Raw genomic sequence first — 25,054 nt, 5'->3', positions numbered from 1 at the left:
CCCGCATGCCCGCGGCCGACGAAGGAACGACGTAGATGAGTATCGAGATCTCCAACGAATCGGGGATGGAAGTCTCCGACGAGGATTTGATCAGCGTCGCCCGGTTCGTGATCGCGCGCATGGACGTGCATCCCGCGGCGGAGCTGTCGATGGTGCTCGTGGATTCGTCGACGATGGCCGACCTCCACATGCGGTGGATGGATCTGCCCGGTCCCACCGACGTCATGTCCTTCCCGATGGACGAACTCGAGCCCGGTGGACGGCCGGACGCCCCGGAACCCGGCCCGTCGATGCTCGGCGACATCGTGCTGTGCCCGTCGTTCGCGCTCGAGCAGGCCGAGAAGGCCGGGCACTCGCTCGATCACGAACTGGCGCTGCTCACCGTGCACGGCGTCCTGCACCTCCTCGGATACGACCATGCCGAGCCGGAGGAGGAGAAGGAGATGTTCGGCCTGCAGAACCAGTTGCTGGCCGACTGGTACGAGGACCTGCGACGTGCCGAGCGCGAGGCGCAACTCGCGGCGCGTGATCAGCAGCTGCTCGGCAAGGCCGGTTTCTTCGACGGCACCGAGCAGTGACGCTCGGCGGACGGTGATCGACACGTGAACGACGCAGTCGTCCTGGTGCTCGTCGCTGTCGTGCTGGTGCCGCTCGGCGGTCTCTTCGCGGCGCTCGACGCGGCGCTGAACACGCTGTCACCGGCGCGCGTCGAGGAGATGGCGAAGGACGAACGGCCGGGAGCGATGCGGCTGGTCCGGATCGTCTCGGACCGTCCGCGGTACGTCAACCTCATGGTGCTGCTGCGGATCCTGTGCGAGATCGCGGCCGCGGTCCTGCTTGCGGGGGCGCTGATCGACCTGCTCGGCCCCATGTGGGGTATGGCGGTGACCATCGTGGCGATGGTCCTCGTCGACTACGTGGCGATCGGTGTGGGGCCACGCACCCTGGGCCGGCAGCACGCCTACCCGTTGGCGTTGGCGGCGGCGGTTCCGCTCGGTGCGCTCGGCACGCTGCTCAGCCCGGTGAGCCGGCTGCTGATCCTGGTGGGTAACGCACTCACCCCGGGCCGGGGATTCCGGGCCGGCCCGTTCGCGTCGGAGATCGAGTTGCGCGAGCTGGTGGACCTGGCGCAGGAGCGCGGCGTCGTCGCCGACGAGGAACGCCGGATGATCCAGTCGGTGTTCGAACTCGGCGACACCTCGGCACGCGAGGTGATGGTGCCGCGCACCGAGATGGTGTGGATCGAGGCCGACAAGACGGCCGGGCAGGCGACGACGCTCGCGGTCCGCAGCGGCCACTCCCGGATCCCGGTGATCGGCGAGAACGTCGACGACGTCCTCGGCGTCGTGTATCTCAAGGACCTGGTGCAGCAGACGTACTATTCGTCCGACGGCGGCCGCAGTGTGAAGGTGGCGCAGGTGATGCGCCCGGCGGTGTTCGTGCCCGATTCGAAACCGCTCGACAGCCTGCTCGCCGAGATGCAGCGCGACCGCAACCACATGGCCGTGCTGGTCGACGAATACGGCGGCATCGCCGGGCTGGTGACGATCGAGGACGTGATCGAGGAGATCGTCGGTGAGATCGCCGACGAGTACGACACCGACGAGACTCCGCCGATCGAGGATCTCGGTGACGGCACGTACCGGGTCTCGGCCCGGCTGCCGGTCGAGGATCTCGGTGAACTGTTCGACGTGGAGATCCCCGGCGACGAGGTCGAAACCGTGGGCGGGTTGCTCGGCTACGAACTGGGCCGGGTACCGCTGCCCGGCTCGCAGATCGAGACGGCCGGGCTGCGGATGCGCGGTGAGGGCGGCGCGGACGTGCGGGGTCGGGTGCGGATCAGCACCGTGCACGTCGAACGGATACCGGACGAACACCGCGACACCGGCCAGATGGACGAAGACGGAAACGTGAACCAGGAGTGATATGACCGACAACGAATTCCGTTCCGGCTTCGTTTGTTTCGTGGGCCGACCCAATACGGGCAAGTCGACGCTGACGAACGCGCTGGTCGGCGAGAAGATCGCGATCACGTCGTCGCGCCCGCAGACGACACGCCACACCATCCGCGGCATCGTGCACCGCGACTTCGCCCAGTTGATTCTGGTCGACACCCCCGGCCTGCACCGGCCGCGCACGCTGCTCGGTCAGCGCCTCAACGACCTGGTGCGCGACACCTACTCCGAGGTCGACGTCATCTGCCTGTGCATCCCGGCGGACGAGAAGATCGGCCCCGGCGACCGGTGGATCCTCGAGCAGGTCCGTCAGATGGCACCCAAGACCAAGCTGGTCGGCATCGTCACCAAGATCGACAAGGTCGGCAAGGACGGTGTCGCCGCGCAGCTGATGGCGCTCTCCAAGCTTCTCGGCCCCGAAGCCGAGGTGATCCCGGTGTCGGCGGTCTCCGGCGAGCAGGTCGAACTACTGGTGAAGGTCCTTGCCGGTCTGATGGAGCCCGGTCCGGCGTTCTACCCCGACGGCGAGCTCACCGACGAGCCCGAGGAAACGCTCATGGCCGAGCTGATCCGGGAAGCGGCGCTCGAGGGTCTCGGCGACGAATTGCCGCACTCGCTGGCCGTCGTCATCGAGGAGGTGCGCGAGCGTGAAGGGCGCACCGAGAAGCAGGGCGAACTTCTCGACGTCCACGCACTGCTGTACGTCGAGCGGCCCAGCCAGAAGGGCATCGTGATCGGTAAGGGTGGGGCCCGGCTGCGGGAAGTCGGCACTGCGGCCCGCAAGCAGATCGAGAAGCTGCTCGGCGTCAAGATCTTCCTGGAACTGCACGTCAAGGTCGCGAAGGACTGGCAGCGCGACCCGAAGCAGTTGGGGCGCCTCGGCTTCTAGCGTCCGTCGCTTTGGTTCTCGTCGTGCCGCTCTCCCGGTCGGGGGAGCGACACGACTGTTTTCGGCACGACTGTTTTCGGCCCGGCGGTGCCCCGGCGCGTGCGACGATCGAACCGTCGACCTGCACAGGCCTCTCAGATCGAGAAGGTGATGTCATGGGGTTCTTCCTGATTCAGTGGGGTGTGCTGGTCCTCGGCGCCGCGGTGCACATCGCGCTCGACCGGCATCCGGAGCGGCGCACCCCGAGACGGATGTGCGGGCTGGTCGCGCTGTGGGCGGTCGTCGGCGGCGGCGTGTGGACCGTGGTCGGCGGAATCGGCCACATCGGGCCGACGTCGGACGAGATCGCCGACGGCATCGGCTACACGCAGTCGATGTTCCAGTGGGAGGTCGGCTGGGCGGACATCGCGATCGGCGCTGCCGGCGTCGCGTGCGCGTGGAAGGCCAACCGGGGCGGCTGGATGAGTGCGGCCGTGTTCGTCCTGCTCGTCTCGTTCTGGGGCGACGGAATCGGCCACATCATGCAGTGGGTCGCGCACGACAACACCGAACCGATGAACGTGTGGGCGCTCCCCACGGACTTCCTGCTGCCCCTGATCGCCGTCGTCTTCCTCGTGCTGTCGCGACATGTGGGTCCACGTCATCCGCAACTGTGGCGGGGTACCGACCGTCTCGGGGCGAGGTGAGGCTCCTCGGCCCCGTCGGCGAGTGATCCCGCGTCACGGCGCCGGGAGGAAGGCGCCCCGGATCAGTTGGAGCACCGCCACCGAGATCTCCTGTCCGCCGTCGCCGGTGGCGAGGCGGCGCAACTGCAGGCCCGCGATGACTGCCACCAGTGTGGCGGCGAGTGACTGCGGGTCCGGGATGCCGAGCGCGGTCAGGATCGTCACGGTCAGCTCGTCGTAGGCCGCGAAGCATGCGGTCGCGGCCGCTTGCAGCGCCGGGTCGCGGCCGGCCTGGATGTAGAGCTCGAACGGTGCGATCCGCTCGGCGGCGAACCCGAGATCGTGCGCAACCTGTTCGGTGACGGCCGCGGCGTCCTCGAGGCTGATCCCGTTGTCGCGGTAGCTTTCCGCGATCTCACGCAGCCGCGCGGTCTCCTCGGCCACGAAACCTGTCAGAGCGGCGTGCAGCAACTCCGACTGCGTCGCGAAGTGATAGGTGATCGAGCCCAGCGCCACGCCCGCCTCGGCTGCGATGCGCCGGTTCGTCAGCGCCGGCACGCCTTCGGTGCCGACGATGTGCAGCGCGGCCGCGAGAATGCGGTCGCGCACCGCCGTCGCCCCCATCCGTCACCACCACCGAGCGGGCCGGTGCTCGTGCCAGCGGCCGACGGTTTCGAGTTGCGCGGCAAGGGAAACCAACAGGGGTTCGGTGTTGTCGTGGCCCATCAGTTGCACCCCGATCGGCAGCCCGTCGGTGGTGAAGCCTGCGGGGACGTTGACACTGGGCCAGCCGAGGATGTTCCACGGCCACGTGTACGGACATGCCGCGGTGATCACCTTGTCGGTAGCGACACCGCCGATGCCGTCCATCGCGTCGACGCGCGGCGGGGGCGTGGCGGTGGTGGGCGCCAGGACCACGTCGTAGTCGTCGAAGATCGCGCCGATCCGCCGCCGCATCCGCGGTTCGGCGGCCCGCGCGGCGCGCAACGGCCACCCGGAGAGCAGGCGCCCGGTGCGCCCGTTGGCGCGGGTGCGCGGATCCACCAGGCTGCGATCGGGAAGGCGGTCGAGCCATACCTCGATGCCGGCCAGGGAGCGCGGAAGAAAGTTGAGGCCCAACAGGATGCCGTACTCGGGGTCGTCGACGACGACGTCGTGGCCGAGCCGGCGCAGAGTGTGCGCGGTGCGGCCCACTGCGGTCCGGATCTCCGGGTGCAACGCGGTGGGGGTGGCGGTGAACGGGATGCGAAGCGACAGCGCGATCCGCAGCCGGCCGGGATCGCGACCGACCGCGTCGCGCACCGTGACCGGCGGTGGCTTGTGCAGGTCGCCGTCGTGGTTGCCGGCGACGACGTCGAACAGCAGGGCGGCGTCGGCGACGGTGCGGGCGAGCGGGCCGTTGACGGTGATGCCGTGGAACGATTCGGGCTCGGGCCACGTCGAGATGCGGCCTCGCTGCGGTTTGATGCCGACGAGGTGGGTCCACGCCGCCGGAATGCGGACGGAACCGGCACCGTCGGATCCGATGGCCGCGGGCACCATGCCGGCCGCGACCGCAGCCGCGCTGCCGCCGGAAGACCCACCCGGCGTGTGGTCGCGGGCCCACGGATTGCGGGTGTGACCGAACGCGCCGCCGGTGAACGGCCACTGGCCCAGTTCTGGGCTGTTGGTCTTGCCGGCGATCACCGCACCGGCCGCACGCAGTCGTCGTACCACCTCGGAGTCGGCGGTCTTGGCCGGGAAGTCGCCCGGGCATCCGAACGCAGTGGGCTCACCCGTGACGTCCACGTCGTCCTTGACGGCGATCGGGACACCCAGCAGCGGCAGGCGTTCCCCGGCGGCCAGGCGGCGGTCGGCCTCGGCCGCTTCCGCGAGGGCAGCAGTGCGGCGGACGACCCGGAAGGCGTTGAGCGTTGTCTGACCGGCGTCGATCCGGTCGAGCGCGGCGGTCACCGCGGCGACGGATGTGCCGCGGCCCGTAGCCAGGGCCGTGACCTGGTCTTCGAGGCCGGGCGCGTGCTGCTCGACGCACTGTTCTCGCAGTTCCGTGCTCACTGTCGCCCCTTCACGCCACTTCCGTTCGTTCGAACGAACAGTAACGCGTTGCAGTTTTCTGCGGGGTGGTTTCGGCGGACGCGCCTGTGGGTGAGCGTCGGTGCCGCGTGGGAGACTGGGCACGTGAGGTTGTACCGGGACTATGCGGTGGTGCTGCGCCAGCACAAGTTGGGCGAGGCCGACCGCATCGTGACCCTGCTGACCCGGCAGCACGGACTGGTCCGCGCGGTCGCCAAGGGCGTGCGCCGCACCAAGTCCAAGTTCGGGGCCCGGCTCGAGCCGTTCGCGCACATCGACGTGCAGTTGCATCCCGGGCGCAACCTCGACATCGTCACCCAGGTGAGCACCGTCGACGCGTTCGGCGCCGACATCGTCGACGACTACGGCCGCTACACCACCGCGTGCGCGATCCTCGAGACCGCGGAGCGGCTGGCCGGTGAGGAGAAGGCGCCGGTCCCGCGGCTGCACAGCCTCACCGTCGGAGCGCTGCGGGCGGTGGGCGACCGGACACGGCCCGTCGAACTGATCCTCGACGCCTACCTGCTGCGGGCGATGGGCTACGCGGGCTGGGCGCCGGCGCTCACCGACTGCGCGCGGTGTGCGGCGCCCGGTCCGCACCGTGCGTTCCATGTCGCCGCCGGTGGCGCCGTCTGTGTGCACTGTCGACCGCCCGGTGCGGCCACGCCGTCGCCCGGTGTGCTCGATCTCATGGACGCCCTGGCGCACGGGCAGTGGAAGGACACCGAGCTCGCGACGCCGGCGATGCGCAGCCAGGCCAGCGGACTGATCGCCGCGCACCTGCAATGGCACCTCGAACGGCAGTTGCGCACCCTTCCGCTGATCGAACGTCACCGACCCCATGCGGCGGTCGGGGACGATGATGCGGTCAGGCAGGATGGGGAGCGTGATTCGACGACGCGAACCTCGAGCTCAGCCTGATCGGGAGATCCGCCCGCCGTTCCCGCACCCCTCGGGTGCCCGCGCACCCATCCTGCAGCCCGAGTTGATCCCCAACCACGTGGCGCTCGTCATGGACGGCAACGGCAGGTGGGCGCAGGATCGCGGGCTGCCACGCACCGCGGGACACGAGCGCGGCGAGGACGTCCTGATGGACACAGTCGCCGGATGCATCGAGATCGGCGTGAAGTGGCTGTCCGCGTACGCGTTCTCGACCGAGAACTGGAAGCGCAGTCCCGAGGAGGTCAAGTTCCTCATGGGCTTCAACCGGGACGTCATCCGGCGCCGCCGCGACGAGATGCACGAGATGGGTGTGCGGGTGCGGTGGGCGGGGCGCCGACCTCGGCTGTGGCGCAGCGTCATCAAGGAACTCGAGATCGCCGAGGAACTCACCAAGGACAACACCGTGATGACGCTGACCATGTGCGTCAACTACGGTGGCCGCGCCGAGATCGCCGACGCGGCCCGGGAGATCGCCCGTCGCGCCGCGGCGGGGGAGATCGATCCCGAGAAGATCTCGGAGGCCACGTTCGCGAAGTATCTCGACGAGCCGGACATGCCCGACGTCGACCTGTTCCTGCGACCGTCCGGCGAGCAGCGGACGTCGAACTTCCTGATCTGGCAGGCGGCGTACGCGGAACTGGTGTTCCAGGAGAAGCTGTTTCCGGACTTCGACCGCCGCGACCTCTGGGCTGCGTGCGTCGAGTATGCGTCCCGCGATCGTCGCTTCGGGGGAGTGAAGTACCAGTGAGCGCCCCCGACGCGGCCGAGGCGTTGCAGGAGCGGGCGCGGGCGGCGCTCGCGGGTTTCGTCGCCGTCGAATCCGACGACGGTTCCCTGCGGTTCGAGTACGGCGGCGCGTTGTGCTCGCTGCGCGCCGTCACTCTCGCCGACGGCTTGGACGTACTGTCGCTGACCGGGGTGCTGGCGTGGGACCGGACGTACACCGCGGCGCTGCTCGAGCGGGTCGCCGAGCGTAACGCGCAGGCGCAGTTCGGATCGATCAGCATGATCACGCGCGGGAATCTGGCGGACGTCGTGCTGCGCTACACCTTCCCAGCCACGGGCCTGACCGATGCACCACTCGCGACGATGCTGCTGCTCGTGCTGTCGGGCATCGAGGACGCGCGTGGGGGACTGCTGGCGTAAGGGTTCCGCGGCCGAGTGCCGATCTCGGCCAGGGTCCGTCGTTGCGGAGACGGCGAATGCGGCGATCGCCGCGCAGTTGTTCCCCACCGAAAGTCCCCCTACTCGCGCCGCACGGCCGGCCGGTCACGTGAACGCCTCCTCGATCTCTGCGGGGACCGGACTCTGCGGCTGCGTCGGTTTCCAACTCGTGGTGCCGTCCAGGTAGACCGGGCCGGCGGCCGACGAGAGCCACAGCTGGTCGGTTCCCCTCAACCAGTGCATCCGGGTGTCCGGCTCCGCCGAGACACGTGTGACCTCGACGCCGGAACCGTCGACGACCTGGACCCACCACCGGTCGTCGTGCACGAGCCGAGCTTGCCGTCCGCTGTCCGACGTGGTTGTGGCACCGACCTGTTCGGTGGTGGAAGGCATCGGGGGCACGGTGGTTTCGGCTGTCGGTTCGGTGGGCGGCGGGGTCGACTCCGGCTCCGATGGGGGAGTCGCGGGAACAGGGGGCGTCGTGGTCGAAGACGCCGGAGACTGTGACGTACCGATTGTCGGTTCGGCGTCCGAGGTCCGTGTCGGGCGTATCTGTGAAGTGCTCGGGGGCGTCGTATCGGGGGCCGAGGTCCCGGTCGTCGCGTCGGGTGCCGATCTGGTGAGAGCCGCGGCGGCGCAGGCGGTCGCAGTCCTGCTCACGGTGAGCCGCTGCGTCACGAACCCCGCGGATTCCGCGGAGCCGCTCAGGGTCCGGATCTCCGCGACCGCAGCGGTGCCGGAGAGTGTCCCGGAATCCAGGTCCGAACCGGAGACGGTGGTGTTGACCAGTTGACCGGGCTGTGCGGGAACCGAGGTCACCGTCCGCCTGAGCACGATGTTGCGGTTGTTCTCGTTACGTACCGAGACGGTGTACGTGTACGGCGGTCCCAGGTGCGGCCATGACAGGACCGCGCGTGCCGGCTGCGCCCCGGCCGGTTGGGACACACACGTCACCGACGCCGGGGGCGGAACGTAAGCCGGCGAGCCGGACTGCTCGCCGCGGTTGCTGCAGAACAGGTCCTCGTTGCCCAGTTGGAGGTGCTGTGAGACGCCGATTCCGCGCCAGTCGGTGGAGACGGCGCCCGAGGAGACGGGCGGGCCGGGCAGCATCGTATGGATCTCGGCGTTGTACTGCCAGATCGCGGCGCGTGAGGGCATGCCGGCGCCGTCGATGGTGAACGACACCGGATCACCGGTCTTGCCGCTCGCGGGGGTGACGTCCCATGTGCGCCAGATCATCCCGTCCAGGTCCCGCAGAATGATCCGGTACCGGTACGGGGCGCCCAGATGCGACCACGACAGGGTGACGGGGTCCGGCCCGGAGACGCTCTTGTCGCTGCAGGTGACATAGGTGTTGGTACCGCTCGTCGCCGCAATACGAGGCACGAAGGCCGCCTTCGTTCCGAATCCGCCGGTGACCGCCGTTGCGGTGTCGGCATAGGCCGCGGCGGTGGTCGGCACCCGCACCACTCCGGTGAGCGTCAGCGTCGCCGCCGCGAGCACGGCTCCCGCCGTGAGCGCCGGGCTGCTGCCCCGTTCATCCCGAGCCCCCCGGCGGTGATCGAGCCAGTCGGGTTTGACGGCCACTGCGACCAGCAGGCCCACCAGGATCCCACCGGCGAACACGGCCGGCGGGCTCGACAACCACACCACCGCATATCCGAGTTTCTCGACGTGGAGGAAGACCCTTCCCGCGGTCTCCACGTGATACCGCTGCACGTCCTCGTCTGCGTTCGCATCTCCCTTCAGCCGCAACGTGGCTGTGTCGCCCGCAACCGCGTCCACCGCCACCACGCGGTGCGTGATCCGCTGCCCGGCCTGGTCTTCGACGCACGCTATGTCGCCCGGGTGGAGATCGGAGGCCGCCACGGTGCGCGAGAAGGCGAGTGCACCGGTGCCGATCTCGGGTTCCATGGAGCCGGAGCGGAAGATCAGTGGCTTGATCCCGAACGCCAGCGCCGCCACCGCGGCGACGATGCAGAGGCTGCCGACTACCGCGCCCACCCACAGCGCTATGCGGATCACCCGTCTCATGATTGCCTCCCGGCGGCGGCCGTGAACACCAGGCGCACTGTGTTGAGCATTTGGTTCTGCACACTCACCGGTGCGGACGGCGCCAGCCGGACGGTCACGCACAGCGCTTCCGTGCCGGTGCGCGCGGCGACGGGGCGTGGCGTGGACACCATCGGCGCGGAACCGCCGGCCGTGAGCGCGGACTCCGCGATCTTGGTGCCGCTGCAGGAACCGGCGCGTAAACCGTTGGTGGCGCCGTTGGTCGCCGCACCGCCGGAGTACGCGGCCACCACAACGTGCGCGGCGACCTCCGAGCTCCCTGTGGGGGTGGTCGCCGCCATCGTGTAGGTGAGCGGCAGAGTGCCCCTGTTCTGCACGGTCACGGCGGCCGCGACGCTCTCACCCGGCAGCAGGTTGAGCGCGGCGAGTGTGTTCAACGCCAGGGTCTTCGTGTTGTCGAGTTGAAGGTTGATCGTGCCGGTGGCGAACGTGCCGGACGTGGCTGTCGCCTTGTCGCTCCACGCGGCCAGGGTGCCCACCGCACCGATCCCGAGAAGCCCGCCGAGACAGAGCAGTGCGCGCACCCGGATGCCGATCCGGTGCCTGCGCGGAGCGGGGAAGAGGCGCACCGGTCACCCCTTCCGGCGGACTTGGATGTCTCGGACGAGATTGAACAGGGCGTAGGCGACGAGCACGACGATGGCGCCCGCAACGGTGACGGCGCGCTTCTGCCCGGAGAGCCAGTTGTTGACGTAGCCGAGATACGGGATGCTGTACCAGACCTGTCCGCGGATCTGTTCGGTCCGTACCGGTTTCGGGTCCGGGCTGTCGTTGGCGTCGCCCTGGGTGCGGAACGAGACCTCGCCTTTCGGATTGTGGCGCACCGATATGATGCGGTGCGTCACGACATCGGGTCGACCCGATTCCAGTTGATAGGTGATCGGAGTTCCGACGGCCAGTCCGTCGACCTCGGAGGGCCGCACGATCACAAGTGTGCCGGGCGGATACGTCGGGCGCATCGATCCGGTGAGGACCGTGAACCGCTCCGCTCCCGCCACGGCCGGGACCAGGACGGTGGCCGCCAGCAGCGCGAACATTGCCAGCGCGACTACCCACCCGAGGACGCTCCGCAGCCACCGGGTGCGACTTTCGTCGGTGTCGACCGACGCCGACGCGCTCATACCGAGCTCGCTGCGAAATCGAAGGACACCGCGGTGGACACGTTGGGTGAGGCGTCCGCACCCACCGTGGCGCGCAGGCACCAGACCATCGTCTCCTGCGGTCGCAGTACCGGCGCCCACTGCGGCGCGGGTGGCGCCTGGGCGGAGGGGAGCGGCCCCTCGTAGAGCGAGGCACCGACGGGCGGTGACGATGCGGGACAACCGCTCTCGCTCGCCACCGTCCACACCCCGAGTGTGAGCGGTAGCGACGCCGAGCTCTGCCGTGCCGACTGCAATCGATACTGCAGATCGACGTCACCGGCATTACGAACGGTCAAGGCGCGCTGCACCACCGATCCCGGCCCAAGGTCGGTGCCCCCGAAACTGGTGAACTGGTAGTTCTGAACCTGCGTCGGTAGAGCCGCACCACCGACCCGTAACGCGAGCGTGCCGGACCGGATGATGCCGCCGTCGATCCGCGTCTCACCGCGCCAGAGCGCACCCGTCTGCTCGGCTGCCCCGAACGCCACGATCGCCACCGCCGCACTGGCGGCGGCGAGCCACCTGAAGCTGCGCACTCTTCACCCCCACTGCGATTCGACTGGTTACTACGCGGGGTTCAAGTTCTGTGTGAGCGTGATCAGCACGTTGTTCAGGGTGACGCTGGTGCCCTGGGCAATCGTGCCCGAGGTTTCCGGGTCGAAGGTGAGTCGGGCTGCGATGGTGAGGGTTTCCCCGTCGTTCTGGTCGGTCACCTGCGCATCGGGTAGCACGGCTCCGCTGTTCGTGGTGGCGGTCAGAGATGTGTCGATCAGCTGCGCCTGCAGCGCCGGATCGCTGATTTCGGAGAACATTTCGGAGGTGTCGGCGGCCAGCGTCGCCGACAGATTCGTGCCGCTGGCCGTGACCGTGCTGGTGCACGAGTACTCGAGTGTGTCGCCCGGAACGATCCGGAAATCCGGTAGGTCGACAGCGACGGACCGGCCACCGGTGACGTCGCGCCAGCCCGAGCCCGACGTAGGGGTGCACTCACTGAGTGCCAGCGTGCCCGAGGTGATCGTGCCGCCGCCCGATTCTGTCTGGTCCTGCCAGAAGGCGAACGTTCCGGCACCACCCAGCAGCAGTATGGCAGCGGCTCCGGCGGCCAACGCGGCCTTTGCTTTCCGATTCATGGTGTCCTCCCCTCCGCGCTCCGCCCCGACGATTGGCGATCGAGCGCTGTTGTGGACTACGTACCCAAACCAGTTGTTTGGTATGCACGCTTTCGTCGAATCGGATTCGACAGCGCTCAGCGCAGTGCGAGTACCTCGAGGTGGCCACGAGGTGAGGGGCTACACCGATCGACGTGTCGGAGGGCCGCGCCGTGAAGGTTCGGTCGGTCGGCGGAGTGCCGCGGTCAGCGAGCTTGCGCGCAGTCCCGACAGGTACCGAAGATCTCGACCGTGTGGCTGACGTCGGTGAAGCCGTTGGTGTCGGCGATGGTCTGCGACCACTGTTCGACGGCGGGCCCGTCGACCTCCACGGTGAATCCGCAGGCGCGGCAGACGAGATGGTGGTGGTGCCCGGAGGAGCAGCGTCGGTACACGGACTCGCCGGTGTCGGTGCGGAGCACGTCGACGGTGCCGGCCTCCGCGAGGGTCTGCAGCGTTCGGTACACGGTGGTGAGCCCGATGCCCTGGCCGCGTCGGCGCAGTTCGTCGTGCAGTTCCTGGGCCGAACGGAACTCGGTGATGTCGTCGAGTAGCGCGGAGATGGCGCTGCGCTGCTTGGTCGAGCGCACGCCGACCACGGCCCGGCCGGCCCGCTCGCGCTGATCGGTCGGGTCGGTCACGTTATCGGTCATGCTTCCTCCGCGTGGGCGACGGCGTCGACGACGATGTGGGCGAGGTGGTCGTCGACGAGCCGGTACATCACTTCACGTCCGTTGCGCTCGCCGTGCACGACGCCGGCGGCTTTGAGTACGCGTAAGTGCTGGCTGATCAGTGGCTGGGTGACCCCGAGTGCGGCGACGAGTTCGTGGACGCAGCGCTGCGACTCCCGTAGCTGCAGCACGATCGCGATACGGACCGGCGCGGCGAGGGCCCGCAGGATCTCACCGGCGGCGGTGAGCGTCTCCTTGGGCGGCAGCGGTGCCGGGGCCGTCTCGGAGCAGGCGCCGTGATCGGCGGTTCCGGGGTGCAGGTGGCCCGCGTCGGCGACACTCACGTGCGCCTCCTCCCATGCGATCGGACGGGCACCGATCGGGCCCGGACATGCCACCTTATTGCAAATCAATTCCATTTTGATATGCATGAATATGCATGTCAACCGGGCACGTGGGACGCCTCCGTCGCTACCGATAGGCTGGACGGGCGAAATCCGCACGTGAACCACGCATCTATTACCCAGATGGAGAGCAGCCAAGTGGCACCCAAGTCCAAGATCGATACCGTCGCCAACCTCGCCAAGCGCCGTGGCCTCGTCTACCCATGCGGTGAGATCTACGGCGGTACCAAGTCGGCCTGGGACTACGGTCCGCTCGGCGTGGAACTGAAGGAGAACATCAAGAAGCAGTGGTGGCGGAACATGGTCACCAGCCGCGAGGACGTCGTCGGCCTCGACTCGTCGGTGATCCTGCCCCGCCAGGTGTGGGAGGCGTCGGGCCACGTCGAGGTGTTCACCGACCCCCTCGTCGAGTGCCTCAACTGCCACAAGCGCCACCGCCAGGACCACCTGCAGGAGGCGTACGCGGAGAAGCACAAGCTCGACGATCCCGACGCCGTGGCGATGACCGAGATCGTCTGCCCGGACTGCGGCACCAAGGGGCAGTGGACCGAGCCCAAGGCGTTCTCGGGTCTGCTCAAGACCTACCTCGGCCCGGTCGACAGCGAGACCGGCCTGCACTACCTGCGCCCCGAGACCGCGCAGGGCATCTTCGTGAACTTCGCGAACGTGCTGACCACGTCGCGCAAGAAGCCGCCGTTCGGCATCGGCCAGATCGGCAAGAGCTTCCGCAACGAGATCACGCCGGGCAACTTCATCTTCCGCACCCGCGAGTTCGAGCAGATGGAGATGGAGTTCTTCGTCAAGCCCGGCGAGGACGAAGAGTGGCACCAGTACTGGATCGACTACCGCATGGACTGGTACACCGGCCTCGGCATCAACAAGGACAACCTGCGCCTGTACGAGCACGCGCAGGAGAAGCTGTCGCACTACTCGAAGCGCACCGTCGACATCGAGTACCGCTTCCAGTTCCAGGGCAGCGAGTGGGGGGAGCTCGAGGGCGTCGCCAACCGCACCGACTACGACCTCGCGACGCACGCCAAGGCGTCGGGCACCGACCTGAGCTACTTCGACCAGACGTCCGGTGACCGCTACACGCCGTACGTCATCGAGCCCGCGGCCGGCCTGACCCGCTCGCTGATGGCCTTTCTGGTCGACGCGTACACCGAGGACGAAGCGCCCAACGCCAAGGGCGGCGTCGACAAGCGCACCGTGCTCAAGCTGGACCGTCGTCTCGCACCGGTCAAGGCCGCGGTGCTGCCGCTCAGCCGCAACGCCGACCTCTCGCCCAAGGCGAAGGACCTGGCGACCACGCTGCGCCAGCACTGGAACATCGAGTTCGACGACGCCGGTGCCATCGGCCGCCGCTACCGCCGCCAGGACGAGATCGGCACCCCGTTCTGCATCACGGTCGATTTCGACACTCTCGAAGACCAGGCCGTGACGATCCGTGAGCGCGACACCATGGCGCAGGAGCGCGTCTCCCTCGACCAGGTGGAGGGCTACCTCGCCCAGCGCCTGATCGGCTCCTAGTTTCCCCGACCGAATGTCACATGCGTTCAGTTCGACTGGACGCATGTGACATTCGGCGTTTCCGGAGCCGGAGGTTTCGGGTCTAGAAGCGGCCGCCGCCGCCCCGGCCGATGCGGTCCGAGCTGCTCGGGCCGCCGAAGGAGCCGGGGCCCGGCCCACCCCAGCCGCCGCCCCCCCGTCCGCCCCAGTTGCCGCCGCGGCCGCCGAATCCGCCGCGCAGCATGCTGTCGATGAGGATGCCGCCCAGGATCGCGCCGGCGGCGTTGCCGCCGCTGCCGGTCACGCCGCCGCTCGGCGGACGCTGGTTGTCCTGGTAGCGGTTGACGTCGGCCTGCGCGGCCCACAGTGCCCGCGACGCCAGCTGGGTGGCGGACTGTGCATGCTGCAACGCCTTCGACGGGTCCGACTCGGCGAGTTGCTGCGCCGCCTCGAGGTGCCGCTGCGCTTCCGACAGGCGGGTGCGGGCCTCCGCGCCGACGGCGCCGCGCCGGGTGGAGATGAAGTCGGCGGCCGCCGACACCTGGGACTTCGCCGCCGTCAGGTCCTGATCGAGACGCGCGCGTGCCCGCTCGGCCTGCCGGTTCGCCTCCTGTGCCTGGGCCAGGACGGCGTCCAGGCGGGCATCGGCCTCCACCACCTTGGTGAAACTGCCGAGCGGGTCGGTGTCCTTGGCGGACTGCGCATTCTGCAACGCCGCCTCCGCGGCGGCCTTCGCCTCCGCGAGCTCCGGTCCGCCCTTTTCCGCGAGCGGTCCGGCGGCGTCGATGCCCTCCTGCACGTCGGCCATCGCTGCGGGCAGGGTCGCGATGGCGTGCCGGATGTCGGTGTCGGCGCGATCGACCGCGTCGAGCAGTTGGCGAGCCTGGTCGAGCGCGCCCTCGGCGGCGCGGATCGCGACGACTGCCGGGCCCTGCTTGCCCGCCGGAAGCGTCGCGGCCTTACGGCCGGCCTCGATGTTCTGCTCCGCGAAGGTGATCCGTTCGCGTGCCATGGCCGGGTTGTCGTGCACGGTCGCCAGCACCGACGCCGGGAACTGACCGCCGAGTGCGGCGAGCGTGGCCTCGGCCTCGGGGATGCGGACGGTGAGGGCCACCACGGCCTGGGTGAGGGCGTCGAGTCGGGCGGGGGCGTCGAGCAGCAGGTCGCGCATCGCATCGAATTCGGTGACACGGGCATTGAGCTCGCGGTCGGCGCGCTCGCAGGTCGTGATGAGTTCGACCAGCATCTGCCGCTGCTGCTCGGGCGTCTCGGGGATGTCGTCGTCGAGGCGCTGACGGATCGCGAACGCCGACGCGAGCGTCGCCTTGGCCCGGTCGTACGCGGCGGTGAACGGCGCGGTCGCGTCCGCCCCGAACTCGCCGACGGCCAGGTTCAGTTCCTCCTCGCTGGTGCGAATGGCGTTGTCCATCTCCACCAGTTCGTCCTTCGCGAGCGCGTCGAGCGCCGGGATCGGCAGCGCCGACAGCGCGGCGGCGTCGGTCGGATCGACCTGCCGTGCCTGCGCGATCGACGACTCCAGTCGGTCACCTCGCTTCTTGCGCGAGTACAGGTACACGCCGGCACCGGCCACGACGACCACGCCGATACCGACGCCGAGGACCTTCAACGACGTGTTGGTCGCGGTCATCGCGTCCCCCAGCCCGCCCGCCGCGGCGATCGCGGCACCGGCCCAATCGTCCTCGCGCAGAGCGGGTTGCACCAAGTCCTGACGAATCGATTCGAGCTCGGAGTCGGTGACCTCCGAGAGTGCCTGGGGGACGTCGAAGTCGTAGTCGCCGGCGTTCGTCGCGACCGCGAGGAGCGCGTCCCGGTTTCCGAGAGCGCTCAGCTTCGCCGTCTGCTGGCCCCATGCCTCACGCGACAGGCCGTCGAAGTCCGCGGTGTAGACCACCCAGAGACTGACCTTGTGTTCGTCGTACAGCGTGTCGAGGGCGTTCTGGACGTCTGCCCGCTGCCCGGCGTCGAGGACCCCGGCGGTATCGGTGATGTGGTCCGGCAGCCGCAGCGGCGCCTCGGCCGTCGCGGTCGCGGGTGCGAACACGAGAGCGAGTAGGACGAACAGCGCCCCGACGACGGCGGCGGGCCGTCGGGCGACACGGAGGCGGGGGAGGGGACGCGACAGAGCCTGGGCCATGTGACGAATCTATCCGCTTGGCGCGTCGTCATCGGCGGCCCCGGTGGGCGACTGGCAGAATCGGGGAGTGAGTACCGCGCCCAGCTACGACCCGCCGGAGTTGTCGTCACGTCCCGTGCCGCGCCGGTCCTTCGGTGCCGCGCTCGCCCGATGGACCACCAGAATCGTGCTCGGCGCACTGCTGATCGGTGTGGTGCTGGTCGGCGGGACCGCGCTCCGGGTGTGGCAGGTGGCCCGGGTCACCGACACCACACCCGCCGACGCGATCGTCGTGCTCGGCGCCGCGCAGTACGACGGCACCCCGTCGTCGGTGTTCGAGGCCCGGCTCGACCAGGCCCACAAGCTCTACGAGCAGGGCGTCGCCGCGACGATCGTGACGGTCGGCGGCAAGCAGGAGGGTGACGAGTACACCGAGGCCGCGTCCGGCCGCAACTACCTCATGGACCAGGGCGTGCCGGGTGGCGCGATCGTCGCGGTCGAAGAGGGGTCCGACACCCTGCTGAGCGTGGAGGCGGTCAGCCGGGAGATGGGCGCGCGCGGCCTGCACTCCGCGGTCCTCGTGAGCGACCCGTGGCACTCGCTGCGCACCCGGACGATGGCCCGCGACGCGGGGCTGGACGCCTGGACGGCGCCCACGCGGCAAGGTCCCGCTGTCATGACCCGCGAGTCGCAACTGCACGGAATCGTCAGGGAGACAGGCGCTCTGCTGTGGTACCAGCTGACGCACTTCTCGGCGGACTTCGGCTACACGGCGGGTCAATGACGGACTCCTTCAACCGTGCGACGTACACCGCGCACGACCTGCAACGCCGTGTCACCGAGGCGCCCAAGACGGCCGACCTCACGTCTGGTGTCGACGGGGCGCAGCACCGCAGCCCCTTCTCCCGTGACCGTGCCCGGGTACAGCACTCCGCTGCGCTGCGCCGGCTCGCGGACAAGACGCAGGTGGTGGGGCCGCGGGACGGCGACACCCCGCGCACCCGGCTCACCCACTCGATCGAGGTGGCGCAGATCGGCCGCGGCATCGCCGACGGACTCGGTCTCGATCCCGACCTGGTCGATCTGGCGGGGCTGGCGCACGACATCGGCCACCCGCCGTACGGCCACAACGGGGAGAAGGCGCTCGACGAGGTGGCGGCGGTGTGCGGCGGCTTCGAGGGCAACGCCCAGAATCTGCGCATCCTCACCAGCCTCGAGCCCAAGGTGCTCGACACCGAGGGGCGGAGCGTGGGGCTCAATCTGACGCGGGCGTCGCTCGACGCGGCGATCAAGTACCCGTGGACCCGTCCGCGGCCGGGCGCGAAGTTCGGTGCGTACGACGACGACGCCGCGATCCTGGCGTGGATCCGCGAGGGCGCACCGGAGCGCCGCAAGTGCCTCGAGGCGCAGGTGATGGACTGGGCCGACGACGTCGCCTACTCGGTCCACGACGTCGAGGACGGCGTCATCGCCGGACGCATCGATCTGCGGGCGCTGGCCGACGCCGCGGAGGTCCGGGCGCTCGCCGAACTGGGGGCGGCGCGCTTCCCCGGGCCCGCCGTCGACGAACTGGTGGAAGCCGCGTCCCGGTTGTCGCGGCTGCCGGTGGTCGCGGCGGTCGGCAGCTACGACGGCACCCTGACGAGCGCGGTCGCTCTGAAGAATCTCACCAGCGAACTGGTGGGCCGCTTCGCGTCCGCGGCGGTCGCGGGGACCCGGGTGGTGACCGGGCCCGGACCGCTCGCGCGGTATCAGGCCGACCTGGAGGTACCTCCGATCGTCGCGGCCGAGGTGGTGCTGCTGAAGACCGTCGCGCTGTACTACGTGATGTCCGACGCCGGACATCTCAAGCATCAGGGCCGGCAGCGGGAGCGGATCCACCGCGTCGCCGAATGGCTCCTGCGCACCGCACCCGCCGGCCTCGATCCGCTGTTCCTTCCCGCCTGGGAACGGGCCGCAGACGACGCCGCCCGGGTGCGGGTGGTGGTCGACCAGATCGCGTCGTGCACCGAGAGCCGCCTCGAGCGGATCGACAAGCAGAGCCTCGGGGCCCAGGCCAGCTGGGGGTAGGCAGCGGAGCTGCCCGTGCGCCTTTTCGGTGGTGCGGGCTACCGGAAAGGCGCACGGGCGCGAAGCGCCTAGACTGTCGTGGTGGCCGGCCGAATCCCTGACAGAGACATCGCGGCCGTTCGCGAGCGCACCCGGATCGAGGACATCGTCGGCGAGTACGTCTCGCTCAAGCGCGCGGGCGGCGATTCCATGAAGGGGCTTTGCCCCTTCCACGACGAGAAGTCGCCGTCGTTCCACGTCCGCCCCAATCACGGCCACTTCCACTGCTTCGGCTGCGGCGAGGGCGGCGACGTCTACTCGTTCCTGCAGAAGATCGAGCACGTCAGCTTCGTGGAGGCCGTCGAGCAGCTCGCCGACCGCATCGGCTACCAGATCTCGTACGAGGGCGGCGGCCCGTCGGTCCAGCGCGACCGCGGCACCCGAGCGCGGTTGGTCGCGGCCAACGCGGCCGCGCAGGAGTTCTACGCGGCCCGGTTGAAGGAACCCGACGCGCAGGCCGCCCGCGACTACCTCACCGAACGCAACTTCGACGCCGCCGCGGCCGCCCAATTCGGCTGCGGCTACGCCCCGGACGGGTGGGACACGCTCACCAAGCATCTGATGGCGAAGGGATTCGAGGCCAAGGAACTCGAGGCGGCAGGCCTGTCGAAAGAGGGGCGTCGGGGCCCGATCGACCGGTTCCACCGCCGGCTGCTGTGGCCGATCCGCAACCTCGCGGGCGATGTCATCGGCTTCGGAGCGCGCAAGCTGTTCGACGACGACACCATGCCCGGCAAGTACGTCAACACCCCCGAGACGATCCTCTACAAGAAGTCGAACGTGCTGTTCGGTCTGGACCTGGCCAAGCGGGATATCGCCAAGGGCCATCAAGCGGTGGTGGTGGAGGGCTACACCGACGTCATGGCGATGCACCTGGCCGGGGTGAAGACCGCCGTCGCCTCGTGCGGCACCGCCTTCGGTGACGAACATCTCGCGATGCTGCGCCGACTGTTGATGGACGACAGCTACTTTCGCGGTGAGGTGATCTACACCTTCGACGGCGACGCGGCGGGTCAGGCGGCCGCTATGAAGGCGTTCGAGGGCGATCAGAAGATGGCGGGGCAGACGTTCGTCGCGATCGCGCCGGACGGGATGGATCCCTGCGAACTGCGGCAGAAGTCCGGGGACGCCGCGGTCCGCGACCTCGTGGCGCGCCGCACTCCGATGTTCGAGTTCGTCGTCAAATCCCTTCTAGCCGAACATGATCTGGACACCGCGGAGGGGCGCGTGGAAGCTCTGCGCCGCACCGTCCCGGTGGTGGCCCGGATCAAGGAACCGACGCTGCGGGACGGGTACGCGGTGCAGTTGTCCGGTTGGGTGGGCTGGGACGACATCCCCGCCGTTCGACGTCGGGTGCGCGACGAGGCGCGCAAGTTCGCCCGCGGCGGCGGTGCCCCCGCCGCGAAACGTCGTCCCGTCGATCCCGCGCAGGTCGAGGCGTTCCCCGCGCCGGCGCCGGGGATCGCGCGTCCGCGGCCCAACGACCCGGCGCTGTGGCCGCAGCGTGACGCCCTCAAGGCGGCGCTCCAGTATCCCGCCATCGCGGGCACCGTCTTCGACTCGTTGCCGCCGGAATCGTTCACCCATCCCGCCTACGCGGCGGTCCGTGAGGCGGTCGCCGCGGCCGGCGGCACGAGCGCGGGCCTCGGCGGCGCCGAGTGGGTGGACGCGGTCGGCCGCGCCGCCGGTGAGGGCACCGTGCACTCGATCGTGATGGAACTCGCAGTCGATCCACTGCCCACCGACGAGGACGTCGCCCCGCGCTACATCCGGGGCGTGCTCGCGCGTCTGCAGGAGGTGTGGGTGGGCGAGCAGGTGGCCGAGTTGAAGTCGAAGCTGCAGCGCATCTCACCGACCACCGACTCCGACGAGTTCCATTCCCTCCTGGGGGATCTGGTCGCGCTCGAGCAGTACCGGCGCAGCCTGCTCGATCAGGCGATCGGCGACACCAGCGGCGAGGGCATCGCCTGACCCCCGCCGCATCCGCGGCTCAATTGCGGCGCAGTTGGTCCTGGGGAACGAGGATCGTCGTCTGCTCGTCGATCGGCTTCATCGGTTCGAGCTTGGGCTGTGTGCTGAGGGAGTCCGAGAGTTTCTGCCGGCCCACCTCGATCGCCTTCTTGGTGGCAGGGCTGGTCGCCACGGCCTTGGCTGCCTTACTGATCTGTTCGTACCGGGCCCGGCCGGCCCGGGTACCCAGGACGTAGCCCGCAGCGACGCCTACCAACAACCGCAACATTTCCGGATTCCTCCCGTCGAAGTGCCTGTGTACATCCTGCCTGATCGGTCTCTGTTCAGGCGATTTGGTACTCGGGTGGGGGTATGGGCTACAGTTTCTCAGGCGCCGCCGGAAAGGGCAGCGCCGAGCAGGACAATCCCCTGTAGCTCAATTGGCAGAGCATTCGACTGTTAATCGAACGGTTGCTGGTTCGAGTCCAGCCGGGGGAGCCCGAACGAAGGCCTCTCACCCTAGCGGGTGAGGGGCCTTCGGTCGTTTTCGGCCGTGATGCGGGCGGTCACGCCGCGCCGCGGATGGGCCACCGCCCGTCGACGTCGGACGCGTCGCGGCCCTCGCTCCGCAGGTACTCGACGAGGTCACGCTGACGCTCGGCGTGCCACGCGGCCTGGCTGGTCATGACGTCGTCGAGGGCCGCGAGGTGGGGGAACCGCCGGGGCAGGATCCGGGCCAGCTCCGCCGCGGCCAGGGCGTCCGACTCGGCCTCGTGCGCAGCCGCCAGCACCACCCCGTAGTGCTCGCACAGTGCGCCAAGTGTGCGCTTGCCCCGCCTGTCGCGATCCATCTCCCGATCGATGACGTAGGGGTCGACGACGAGACCGTAGCCCGACAGCGGCGGCCACCCGAGCCGGCGCCCCTCGGCGTCCAGGACGGTGAGGTCGTAAGCCGCGTTGAAGGCGACGACGACATGGCCGGCCGCCCACGCGTCCGTGAGCGCGCTGCGGATCTCCCGGTAGCCCGACGCATAGTCCTGGCCGCGTTCGCGTGCCTGCGCGGTGGAGATGCCGTGAACGGCGGCCGCGTCGACCGGGATCTCGACGCCCGGATCGACGATCCAGTTCCGGCTCCGGTGCCCCTCGCCGCCGACCGTGACCACCGACCCGGTGACGATTCGTGCCGAGAGTGGGTCTCGGCCTGTGGTTTCCAGATCGAAAGCGCAGATCGGTCGGGTGGTCCAGTGGGTCATTGCGGTCCTTCGGCATTCGTCCGAGCTTGTTGCTCGGTTGTTCGCCGGTCAGTCTGCTCGCAGGTACCGACAGCGCGCCTCGGGCCGCGACACACGGCACCCGCGCCGCCGCGCCGCCGGGCTCGGGCGGTAACATTCGGCGGTCGGCGACACACGCCGCGGTACGGGGCGGTAGCTCAGTCGGTTAGAGCCGTGGACTCATAATCCATTGGTCGCGGGTTCGAGCCCCGCCCGCCCCACACAGGCCGGCGCCGAATTCGTGGCAAAGGTCGGGTACTTGTCGCCGGGTGCGCGACCGAGGAGTCTGGCCCGCGCACCTCGGGCGCCGTTCCCGCCGAGGAGCCACGCGTAGCACCACACGCCACTGTCGAGGGCGATGATCGCGATCGTTCTCGGCGCGTGGTCCCAGGTGCGCAGTCCACGGATCACCGGACGAGCCGTGACGACGGATCCTGTCGGGACCGGGTTCGTCAGGACGCCGGCGAGGGCGCGTGCGGTTCGGAGCAGCCCGGAGTCGGCGGTCGCGAAGCGGTATCCGAAGCACGTCATGGTCTGCCGGCCGCAGATCGAAGTCGAAGCGTCACGAGGCACTCTCCCGCAGATCCTGCTGATCGATACCGGCTCAGTGTGCACGCGGGTCACCGGGGTGGCCCAGGGCACGAATACCTGTTCGGATACCTGTTTCCACTGTTCGGAAATCAACAGGTTCGGTACGCGGTCAGTGGAGGCCTCGGGGCGACAGCGCGGTCCGAATGTCCGGAACATGTTCGCCGAGAACGAAATAGAACGTCCTCCCGCGCCTGTCGACGTAGTGTTCCGGCATGTCCAGTCCTGATCTTCAGCAGTTGGCCCCCGCGTTGTTCCGGCTGCGGATCCCCACGGGTCCGGCGCACCTGTTGAACTGTTTCCTCTGGCTCGGCGAGGACGGCGTCACGCTCGTCGACACAGGATGGCCGGACAGTGCGGACTTGATCGCGGCGGCGCTGGCGGCGCTCGGACGCGACCGCGCCGATGTCCGGAGAATCGTGCTCACACATTTTCACGAGGACCACGCCGGGTCCGCGGCGGAGATCGCCACCTGGGCGCCCGTCGAGGTGATCGCCGGCGAGCTCGATGCGCCCTTCGTGACGGGTACGCAGCGAGGTCCACTCCCCGTCCTCACCGAAGCGGAGAAGACGATCCACGCGGAGTCCGACGAGCCGTCCCACGGTCCGCCGTGTCGCGTCGACCGGTTGGTGCGCGACGGCGACGTCCTCGACTTCGCCGGTGGGGCGCGTGTCTTGGCTGCTCCCGGCCACACTCCGGGGAGTATCGCCGTGTTCCTGCCCGACGTCTCGGCCCTCCTGACAGGCGATGCTGTGGCCGAGTTCGACGGCGACGTCATTCTGGGTGTGTTCGACACGGACCGGGCGGCGGCGGCCCGGTCCCTGACCGTGCTCGCCGGTACCGGCGCCCGGATCGCGGGCTTCGGCCACGGCGAAGCCGTGCTGGTGAACGCGTCCGGGCGGATCGCGGCCGCGACGGACCCGTTCGCGCCCGGCACGTGAACGAGCACGCGCGTGCATCGCCGACCTAGTCCGTGCCCGGTCGGATGACCGACCGAGCGGTACGGTTCGGGCATGGCATTCATCGCACCTGCTCGACTTTCGGCGGCGGACACCATCTTCTACTTGTGGAACCGACCGACGATGGTCGGTGTACTGGTGTTCGAGGACACCGGTGGCATCGGCCAGGCCGAGGTCGAACGATGGATCGCGCAGCGGTTGGACCGCTCGCCCATCCTCACCCACCGACTGGCCCCGGTGCCGTGGTCGCTCGATCACCCACGCTGGGTGCCGGGCAACGTCGACGTCGCGCGGCACGTCTCGGTCGAGCAACACACCGACTCCGGGTGGGAAACGTTAGGGGAGAAGCTGGTGCAGATGACCGCGGACGGCCTCCCTCCGAACATGCCGCCGTGGCGGGCCTCGGTCTTCACCGGTGTCACGGGCGTGGACGGGTTCCCGGATCGAGCGGTCGTCTTCGCTCTCCGGCTTCACCATTCCGTGACGGACGGTCTCGGGTTCGTTCATCTCCTCCGTTCCCTTTTCGGCGAAAGTGCCACCACGCAATGGCGATTCGGTAGAAGCGTGCCGTGGTGGCTCGCGGCGCCGGTCCGCCTTCCCGCGCTGCTGGCCCGCACGGGTCGAGTGGGTGTCCGGCAATGGGCTGCGGCGCGGCGCGCCGACGACGTCCCGATGCCGGCCCCGCTGCACCCGCGCACCCGATTCAACGGCCGCGCAGACGGTGGCCGCGCGCATCGATTTCTCAATCTCACGGTCGGTGAGGCCAAGTCCACCGCGAAAGCTCTGGGGGAGTACACGATCAACGAACTGTTGGTCGCGGTCGTGGCGGGCGCCCAGCGCGCCTACCTCGTCGAGGCGGGCGAGCTGCCGGCCGCGTCCCTGGCCGCCCACGTGCCGCTGTCGCTTCGCGCGGGTGGGCCGCCCGTCGGTAACCAGATCGTCTCCATGATCGTCGATCTCCACACCGATCTCGAGGATCGCTGCGAGCGTCTCGCCGCCATCTCCGACTCCGCCGGCCGCGAACGCGGCCGCGCCGAGCGATCCGGATCCGACCGGATGCAGATCCTCGATTCACTTCCGGCTCCGCTCCTCCGGCGGCTGACCGCCCCGTCCGCGCGTCCCGACGCGGATACGGAGGTGATCGGGCATCCGAACACGATCGTCAGCAACGTGCCCCGCGGTGCCGCGGACCTCGAGTTCCTCGGAATCCCGGTGCACACGACGGTGAGCGTGGGGGACGTGATCGACGGCCGCGGGGTGGGCCACGTCGCCACGTCGATCGGCGACGCGCTCACGCTCTCGGTGTCCTGCGACACCGGGATGCTGCCGGACATCGACCACTACATGGATCTGCTGGCGAAGGAGTACGCCGCGTTCCGGGCCCTCACGTGATCCGTCGATCCGGGTC

25 protein-coding genes and 2 tRNA genes are annotated in these 25,054 nt (G+C 69.2%); 15 read left to right on the top strand and 12 right to left on the bottom strand.

The window, feature by feature from the left end; all coding sequences use genetic code 11:
- The first annotated feature begins 35 nt into the window (after window positions 1-35).
- The 4 genes from ybeY (at window position 36) to PSS76_RS16870 (ending at window position 3,530) form a co-directional block, all read left to right on the top strand.
- Window positions 36-578 (top strand): rRNA maturation RNase YbeY, encoded by a 543-nt coding sequence (gene ybeY / locus PSS76_RS16885; RefSeq protein ID WP_005512333.1) that lies wholly within the window; start codon window positions 36-38, stop codon window positions 576-578.
- A 24-nt stretch (window positions 579-602) separates the two neighbouring features.
- Window positions 603-1,925 (top strand): hemolysin family protein, encoded by a 1,323-nt coding sequence (locus PSS76_RS16880; protein ID WP_005512334.1) that lies wholly within the window; start codon window positions 603-605, stop codon window positions 1,923-1,925.
- Window position 1,926: 1 nt separating this feature from the next.
- A complete protein-coding gene (era, locus tag PSS76_RS16875; RefSeq protein ID WP_064059049.1) occupies window positions 1,927-2,844 on the top strand; it encodes a GTPase Era in 918 nt (305 codons plus the stop codon).
- A gap of 155 nt (window positions 2,845-2,999) precedes the next feature.
- Window positions 3,000-3,530: a DUF6790 family protein gene (locus tag PSS76_RS16870; protein WP_064059048.1), complete on the top strand. Its 531-nt coding sequence runs from the start codon at window positions 3,000-3,002 to the stop codon at window positions 3,528-3,530.
- A 33-nt stretch (window positions 3,531-3,563) separates the two neighbouring features.
- On the opposite strand, the gene PSS76_RS16865 is transcribed toward PSS76_RS16870, so the two are convergent.
- A complete protein-coding gene (locus PSS76_RS16865; protein WP_081181931.1) occupies window positions 3,564-4,133 on the bottom strand; it encodes a TetR/AcrR family transcriptional regulator in 570 nt (189 codons plus the stop codon).
- A gap of 3 nt (window positions 4,134-4,136) precedes the next feature.
- Window positions 4,137-5,564 carry an amidase gene (locus PSS76_RS16860; RefSeq protein ID WP_081181927.1) on the bottom strand — a complete coding sequence of 476 codons (1,428 nt, stop codon included), beginning with the start codon at window positions 5,562-5,564 and terminating at the stop codon, window positions 4,137-4,139.
- A 123-nt stretch (window positions 5,565-5,687) separates the two neighbouring features.
- On the opposite strand from PSS76_RS16860, the gene recO reads away from it, so the two are divergent.
- The 3 genes from recO to PSS76_RS16845 are packed head-to-tail and all read left to right on the top strand — an operon-like array spanning window position 5,688 to window position 7,670.
- Window positions 5,688-6,503, top strand: coding sequence for a DNA repair protein RecO (recO, locus tag PSS76_RS16855; protein WP_080559314.1), 816 nt, complete (start codon window positions 5,688-5,690; stop codon window positions 6,501-6,503).
- The gene (locus PSS76_RS16850) at window positions 6,460-7,272 is read left to right on the top strand and encodes an isoprenyl transferase (protein WP_337456374.1); all 813 of its coding nucleotides are present in this window, start codon (window positions 6,460-6,462) and stop codon (window positions 7,270-7,272) included. Before recO ends, PSS76_RS16850 begins: the two co-directional genes overlap by 44 nt.
- Window positions 7,269-7,670, top strand: a complete 402-nt coding sequence (locus PSS76_RS16845; protein WP_106851553.1) for a YbjN domain-containing protein — start codon at window positions 7,269-7,271, stop codon at window positions 7,668-7,670. The genes PSS76_RS16850 and PSS76_RS16845 overlap by 4 nt, the downstream gene beginning before the upstream one ends.
- Before the next feature lie 123 nt (window positions 7,671-7,793).
- Here PSS76_RS16845 and PSS76_RS16840 read toward each other — a convergent pair whose 3' ends face one another.
- From PSS76_RS16840 to PSS76_RS16810, 7 genes are all read right to left on the bottom strand, one after another.
- Window positions 7,794-9,722, bottom strand: coding sequence for a hypothetical protein (locus PSS76_RS16840; RefSeq protein WP_337456373.1), 1,929 nt, complete (start codon window positions 9,720-9,722; stop codon window positions 7,794-7,796).
- Window positions 9,719-10,330: a TasA family protein gene (locus PSS76_RS16835; protein ID WP_005512344.1), complete on the bottom strand. Its 612-nt coding sequence runs from the start codon at window positions 10,328-10,330 to the stop codon at window positions 9,719-9,721. The genes PSS76_RS16840 and PSS76_RS16835 overlap by 4 nt, the downstream gene beginning before the upstream one ends.
- 3 nt (window positions 10,331-10,333) lie before the next feature.
- A complete protein-coding gene (locus tag PSS76_RS16830; RefSeq protein ID WP_005512345.1) occupies window positions 10,334-10,882 on the bottom strand; it encodes a signal peptidase I in 549 nt (182 codons plus the stop codon).
- On the bottom strand, window positions 10,879-11,439 hold the full coding sequence (locus PSS76_RS16825; RefSeq protein WP_084847291.1) for a hypothetical protein: 561 nt from the start codon (window positions 11,437-11,439) through the stop codon (window positions 10,879-10,881). Before PSS76_RS16825 ends, PSS76_RS16830 begins: the two co-directional genes overlap by 4 nt.
- Window positions 11,440-11,469: 30 nt before the next feature.
- On the bottom strand, window positions 11,470-12,033 hold the full coding sequence (locus PSS76_RS16820; protein WP_081186701.1) for an alternate-type signal peptide domain-containing protein: 564 nt from the start codon (window positions 12,031-12,033) through the stop codon (window positions 11,470-11,472).
- Window positions 12,034-12,257: 224 nt separating this feature from the next.
- Window positions 12,258-12,704: a Fur family transcriptional regulator gene (locus PSS76_RS16815; RefSeq protein ID WP_084961486.1), complete on the bottom strand. Its 447-nt coding sequence runs from the start codon at window positions 12,702-12,704 to the stop codon at window positions 12,258-12,260.
- A complete protein-coding gene (locus tag PSS76_RS16810) occupies window positions 12,701-13,066 on the bottom strand; it encodes an ArsR/SmtB family transcription factor (RefSeq protein WP_037085107.1) in 366 nt (121 codons plus the stop codon). Before PSS76_RS16810 ends, PSS76_RS16815 begins: the two co-directional genes overlap by 4 nt.
- A 198-nt stretch (window positions 13,067-13,264) precedes the next feature.
- Between PSS76_RS16810 and PSS76_RS16805 the strand changes: the two genes are divergently transcribed.
- Window positions 13,265-14,656: a glycine--tRNA ligase gene (locus tag PSS76_RS16805; RefSeq protein ID WP_337456372.1), complete on the top strand. Its 1,392-nt coding sequence runs from the start codon at window positions 13,265-13,267 to the stop codon at window positions 14,654-14,656.
- An 82-nt stretch (window positions 14,657-14,738) separates the two neighbouring features.
- On the opposite strand, the gene PSS76_RS16800 is transcribed toward PSS76_RS16805, so the two are convergent.
- Entirely contained in the window at window positions 14,739-16,790 is a 2,052-nt protein-coding gene (locus PSS76_RS16800; RefSeq protein WP_337456371.1) for a TPM domain-containing protein, read from the bottom strand.
- Between the two features lie 67 nt (window positions 16,791-16,857).
- Here PSS76_RS16800 and PSS76_RS16795 point away from each other — a divergent pair, with 67 nt between their 5' ends.
- The 3 genes from PSS76_RS16795 to dnaG all read left to right on the top strand — a co-directional run bounded on the left by PSS76_RS16795 (window position 16,858) and on the right by dnaG (window position 20,849).
- The gene (locus PSS76_RS16795) at window positions 16,858-17,553 is read left to right on the top strand and encodes a YdcF family protein (RefSeq protein WP_005512355.1); all 696 of its coding nucleotides are present in this window, start codon (window positions 16,858-16,860) and stop codon (window positions 17,551-17,553) included.
- A complete protein-coding gene (locus tag PSS76_RS16790) occupies window positions 17,550-18,839 on the top strand; it encodes a deoxyguanosinetriphosphate triphosphohydrolase (protein WP_064078952.1) in 1,290 nt (429 codons plus the stop codon). Before PSS76_RS16795 ends, PSS76_RS16790 begins: the two co-directional genes overlap by 4 nt.
- Before the next feature lie 81 nt (window positions 18,840-18,920).
- On the top strand, window positions 18,921-20,849 hold the full coding sequence (dnaG, locus tag PSS76_RS16785; RefSeq protein ID WP_037085112.1) for a DNA primase: 1,929 nt from the start codon (window positions 18,921-18,923) through the stop codon (window positions 20,847-20,849).
- Window positions 20,850-20,868: 19 nt separating this feature from the next.
- Here dnaG and PSS76_RS16780 read toward each other — a convergent pair whose 3' ends face one another.
- Window positions 20,869-21,117: a hypothetical protein gene (locus PSS76_RS16780; protein ID WP_005512358.1), complete on the bottom strand. Its 249-nt coding sequence runs from the start codon at window positions 21,115-21,117 to the stop codon at window positions 20,869-20,871.
- Window positions 21,118-21,253: 136 nt separating this feature from the next.
- On the opposite strand from PSS76_RS16780, the gene PSS76_RS16775 reads away from it, so the two are divergent.
- Window positions 21,254-21,326: transfer RNA gene (locus tag PSS76_RS16775), tRNA-Asn, on the top strand.
- Window positions 21,327-21,394: 68 nt separating this feature from the next.
- Here PSS76_RS16775 and PSS76_RS16770 read toward each other — a convergent pair.
- Window positions 21,395-22,081: a 3'-5' exonuclease gene (locus PSS76_RS16770; protein WP_005512359.1), complete on the bottom strand. Its 687-nt coding sequence runs from the start codon at window positions 22,079-22,081 to the stop codon at window positions 21,395-21,397.
- 165 nt (window positions 22,082-22,246) lie between these two features.
- On the opposite strand from PSS76_RS16770, the gene PSS76_RS16765 reads away from it, so the two are divergent.
- The 3 genes from PSS76_RS16765 to PSS76_RS16755 all read left to right on the top strand — a co-directional run bounded on the left by PSS76_RS16765 (window position 22,247) and on the right by PSS76_RS16755 (window position 25,038).
- Window positions 22,247-22,320: transfer RNA gene (locus tag PSS76_RS16765), tRNA-Ile, on the top strand.
- A 582-nt stretch (window positions 22,321-22,902) separates the two neighbouring features.
- Window positions 22,903-23,628, top strand: a complete 726-nt coding sequence (locus PSS76_RS16760) for an MBL fold metallo-hydrolase (RefSeq protein ID WP_005512360.1) — start codon at window positions 22,903-22,905, stop codon at window positions 23,626-23,628.
- A gap of 72 nt (window positions 23,629-23,700) precedes the next feature.
- Complete coding sequence (locus PSS76_RS16755) at window positions 23,701-25,038, top strand: WS/DGAT domain-containing protein (RefSeq protein ID WP_005512362.1); 1,338 nt, start codon at window positions 23,701-23,703, stop codon at window positions 25,036-25,038.
- The last annotated feature ends 16 nt before the right edge of the window (window positions 25,039-25,054 follow it).

Origin of the sequence: Prescottella sp. D32 (genome assembly GCF_037287305.1) — a bacterium.
In the GTDB taxonomy this organism is placed as follows: Bacteria; Actinomycetota; Actinomycetes; order Mycobacteriales; family Mycobacteriaceae; genus Prescottella; species Prescottella equi.
This window is presented reverse-complemented; position numbering and strand designations above follow the sequence as displayed.